This is a genomic window from Corynebacterium provencense (assembly GCA_900049755.1).
Taxonomy (GTDB): Bacteria; Actinomycetota; Actinomycetes; order Mycobacteriales; family Mycobacteriaceae; genus Corynebacterium; species Corynebacterium neomassiliense.
Genome location: LT160595.1, coordinates 1 through 2,746, shown reverse-complemented (window position 1 = coordinate 2,746; position 2,746 = coordinate 1). Strand labels below are relative to the sequence as shown.

Below are 2,746 nucleotides of genomic sequence, written 5' to 3'. Positions count from 1 at the left end.
ACCGGCGGCACCGGCCCGGGGTTCTTCCGGGGCGCCGGGGACGTCTCCGGCGGCCGCGGCAGGGTACGCGTAGGCCGGGTCGTAGTCGTAGGCGGAGTCGTACGTGGCGTCGTGGGCGGAGCCGTACGAGTGGTCTCCGTACGACCGGTCCCCGTGGGAGCTGTCGCGGTCAACACTGTCAGGTGGATTCCCGTCGGAATCCCGGGCATGGCGCGGTCCATTGTGATCAGTCACGCCCCAATATTAACTTCAGCCCCGCCTTTCCAGCAGTATCCTCACCGTGACCGGGTCCTCCTCACGCGCCTCCGGTCTCTCGATAAGGGCATTGAGCTGCTGAAAGTACCGCCAGGGCTCCACTCCGAACCGACGACGGATCTCCTCCTCCTTCGCTCCCTCGGCCGACCACCTCAGGCGTTCGAAGGCGAGAATCTCCCGTTCCCGGTCGTTCAGCGCAGTCATGCCCGTAAAGTGTAATACCCGTCACCACCCTGACGATCTCACCCCCGAACTGTCAGGTCAGTACCTCTGCCAGCAGGTGCGGACACCCAGAGATTTTCCAGAACCTTTCAGGAGGCCCCGTGGCGACCGCCACCGCTCACCCCGCCGGACCCGTGTCCGGGTCCCGTTCCAGAGAAGAGAAACGGGTGCTCGCCGGCACCCTCGTCGGAACCACCATCGAGTGGTACGACTTCTTCATCTACGCCCAGGCCGCGGCATTCATCTTCGCCCCCCTCTTCTTCGAGCCCGTGGGCAGCGCCTCGCTGGCCCAGATCTTCTCCTGGGCGTCCATCGGCATCAGCTTCCTCTTCCGCCCGCTCGGCGCGATCATCGCAGGTCACCTCGGTGACCGATACGGACGCAAAGCGGTGCTCGTCGTCACCCTGGTCGGTATGGGCGCTGCCACCGCGCTCATCGGCGTCCTCCCCACCTACGGCACCATCGGCGTGGCCGCACCCGTCCTGCTGATCCTGCTGCGCATCCTGCAGGGCTTCTCCGCCGGCGGAGAGTGGGGCGGCGCCGCCCTGATGTCCGTCGAGCACGCCCCCCGCGACAAGCGGGGGCTGTTCGGCTCCTACCCGCAGATCGGCGTCCCCCTCGGACTCATCCTGGCGACCTCGTTCATGTACGTCCTCACCAGTTCCCTGTCCGAGGACGACTTCCAGTCCTGGGGCTGGCGCATCCCCTTCCTGTCCTCCCTCCTGCTCATCGTGGTGGGCTACCTGATCCGCGCCGGCGTCGCCGAATCCCCGGTCTACCTCGACATGCAGTCCCGCCAGAAGGACGCCTCGGCCCCGCTGGGACGCCTGTTCCGCGACCACTGGCGCCGGGTGCTGCTCGCCGCCCTCATCTTCGCCGGAAACAACGCCACCGGCTACATGGTCATCGCCTTCTTCTCCTCCTACGGTGCGAAGACCCTGGGGATGGAGAAGTCACAGACCCTCGTCGCCGCGATCGTCGGCGGTATCGCCTGGCTGGTGCTCACCATCTACAGCGGCCGGCTCTCCGACCGCATCGGCCGTCGGGTGACCTTCGCCCTGGGCTACGTCCTGCTCATCGCCTGGGTCGTTCCCATGTGGTACTTCATCGACAAGGGCACCACCGCGTCATTCATCTTCGCCATCCTCGTGCTGACCCTCGGCCTGGCGCCCTCCTACGCCCCCCAGTCCGCCCTCTACGCCGAGATGTTCCCCGCCGACGTCCGCTACTCCGGGACCTCCATCGGCTACGCCTTCGGTTCCATCCTCGGCGGTGCCTTCGCCGCCACCTTCGCCCAGATGATCCTCGACGCCACCGGACGGTCCTGGATGATCGGCCTCTACCTCGGGGGAATGTGCCTCATTTCCCTGGTTGCGGTACTCATGGTGCCGAAGTCGGTGGAGAAGTCGGACCTCCACGTCTGACCGGAAGACAGCGGGTTATTCTGGACGGCATGTCCGTTCTTCCAGTCGTCATCTGCGGCGACCCCGTCCTGCACCGCCCCACCACCCCGGTCCCCGAACCGGTCGTCGACCAGCTCGGTGAGGGCACCGCACTGAGCGGGCTCATCGCCGACATGTACGAGACCCTCGAAAAGGCACACGGGGTGGGACTGGCGGCCAACCAGGTCGGGCAGGGACTGCGGCTGTTCGTCTACCACTGCCCGGACATCGACGGGCCGGACGGTACCCGGAAGTCCGACGCCGAGATCGAGGCCCAGGGCGGCCCCATGCGCCGGGGCTGCGTCATCAATCCGGTCCTGGAGACCGGGCCTGTACCGGAGACCATGCCGGACCCCGAGGACGACGTCGAGGGATGCCTCTCCGTCCCCGGCTACGACTACCCCACCGGCCGCGCCGACTGGGCACGGGTCACAGGCTTCGACGAACACGGTCAGCCGGTGAGCGTCGAAGGCCACGGGTTCTTCGCCCGCTGCCTGCAGCACGAGACCGGCCACCTCGACGGGCACCTCTACATCGACATGCTCATCGGCCGTTATGCCCGGGCGGCGAAGAAGATGGTGAAGCGCGAGGGGTGGACCGTCCCGGGCAACTCCTGGCTTCCCGGGGTCGACCCCGACCCCTTCGGCCACGACGACTGAACCGCCGTGTCAGCAACCCCCTCCGGGCACCCCCGTGACCCAGCCGCCGGCGAACGGCCGGACCGGGACACCGCCTGGTCCGGTGCCCGGGCAGGTGCCCTCCCACCGGCGCAGACCGGCCTGCCCTTCCCCGTGTCGAGACACACCGACCCGCTCACGGTCCGGCCC

The 2,746-nt window shown here is 67.7% G+C and carries 3 protein-coding genes and 1 pseudogene; 2 read left to right on the top strand and 2 right to left on the bottom strand.

Features of this window, described 5'->3' with window-relative positions:
* Together BN3906_RS13680 and BN3906_RS13675 are read right to left on the bottom strand one after the other, a co-directional pair.
* Positions 1-234, bottom strand: a pseudogene (locus BN3906_RS13680) (hypothetical protein); the annotation flags it as partial.
* Between the two features lie 15 nt (positions 235-249).
* Positions 250-459, bottom strand: coding sequence for a DUF3263 domain-containing protein (locus BN3906_RS13675; protein WP_066590224.1), 210 nt, complete (start codon positions 457-459; stop codon positions 250-252).
* Between the two features lie 119 nt (positions 460-578).
* Between BN3906_RS13675 and BN3906_RS13670 the strand changes: the two genes are divergently transcribed.
* Together BN3906_RS13670 and BN3906_RS13665 are read left to right on the top strand one after the other, a co-directional pair.
* The gene (locus BN3906_RS13670; RefSeq protein ID WP_066590221.1) at positions 579-1,901 is read left to right on the top strand and encodes an MFS transporter; all 1,323 of its coding nucleotides are present in this window, start codon (positions 579-581) and stop codon (positions 1,899-1,901) included.
* Between the two features lie 29 nt (positions 1,902-1,930).
* Positions 1,931-2,578 carry a peptide deformylase gene (locus BN3906_RS13665; RefSeq protein ID WP_066590218.1) on the top strand — a complete coding sequence of 216 codons (648 nt, stop codon included), beginning with the start codon at positions 1,931-1,933 and terminating at the stop codon, positions 2,576-2,578.
* Positions 2,579-2,746: the final 168 nt, after the last annotated feature.

Bases quoted from the DNA above. Each gene is read 5' to 3' on its own strand.
- BN3906_RS13675 (WP_066590224.1), bottom strand. From the start codon at position 459: ATGACTGCGCTGAACGACCGGGAACGGGAGATTCTCGCCTTCGAACGC.
- BN3906_RS13665 (WP_066590218.1), top strand. From the start codon at position 1,931: ATGTCCGTTCTTCCAGTCGTCATCTGCGGCGACCCCGTCCTGCACCGC.